Origin of the sequence: Streptomyces endocoffeicus (assembly GCF_016741935.1) — a bacterium.
Lineage (GTDB): Bacteria > Actinomycetota > Actinomycetes > Streptomycetales > Streptomycetaceae > Streptomyces > Streptomyces endocoffeicus.
Genome location: NZ_JAERRG010000164.1, coordinates 1 through 1,061 on the forward strand (window position 1 = coordinate 1; position 1,061 = coordinate 1,061).

Annotated in this window: 1 protein-coding gene; it reads right to left on the bottom strand. The window is 70.2% G+C overall.

What is annotated here, in order from left to right:
- The coding region (locus JK364_RS54375; protein WP_201858872.1) for an acetyl-CoA carboxylase biotin carboxylase subunit at positions 1-1,061 on the bottom strand (1,061 nt) is incomplete at both ends.

The following is a 1,061-nucleotide window of genomic DNA, read 5'->3' on the forward strand; positions in this document are numbered from 1 at the left end:
ACGAAGGAGGTCACGGTGCCGGGGGCGGGGAGGAAGTTGCGGCCCGGGTCCTCGCCGTTGATGCGGAACTCGAAGGAGTGGCCGCGTACCGGCGGGTCGTCGTAGCCGATGGCCTCGCCGTCGGCGATGCGGAACATCTCGCGGACCAGGTCGATGCCGGTGACCTCTTCGGTGACCGGGTGCTCCACCTGGAGCCGGGTGTTGACCTCGAGGAAGGAGATCGTGCCGTCCATCCCGACGAGGAATTCCACGGTGCCCGCGCCGACGTATCCGGCTTCCTTGAGGATGGCCTTGGACGCCCGGTAGAGCTGGGTGTTCTGGTCCTCGGTCAGGAAGGGGGCCGGGGCTTCTTCGACGAGTTTTTGGTGGCGGCGCTGGAGGGAGCAGTCGCGGGTGGAGACCACGATGACGTTGCCGTGGGTGTCGGCCAGGCACTGGGTCTCGACGTGGCGGGGTTTGTCCAGGTAGCGCTCGACGAAGCATTCGCCGCGGCCGAAGGCGGCTACGGCTTCGCGGACGGCGGAGTCGTAGAGCTCGGGGACTTCTTCCATCGTGCGGGCGACTTTCAGGCCGCGGCCGCCGCCGCCGAAGGCGGCTTTGATGGCGATGGGGAGGCCGTGCTGTTCGGCGAAGGCCAGGACCTCCCCGGCCCCGGAGACGGGGTCGGGGGTGCCGGCGACGAGGGGGGCGCCGGCGCGCTGGGCGATGTGGCGGGCGGCGACCTTGTCGCCCAGGTCGCGGATGGCGTGTGGCGGGGGGCCGATCCAGGTCAGTCCGGCGTCGAGGACGGCCTGGGCGAACTCGGCGTTCTCGGAGAGGAATCCGTAGCCGGGGTGGACTGCGTCGGCGCCGGATTCGGCGGCCGCGGCCAGGACCTTGGCCTGGTCGAGATAGCTGGCCGCCGGGGTGTCACCGCCCAGCGCATAGGCTTCATCGGCCGCGCGCACATGACATGCGTCCCGGTCCGGATCGGCGTAGACGGCTACGCTCGCGATCCCGGCATCCCGGCAGGCACGGGCAACACGGACAGCGATCTCGCCACGGTTGGCGATGAGCACCTT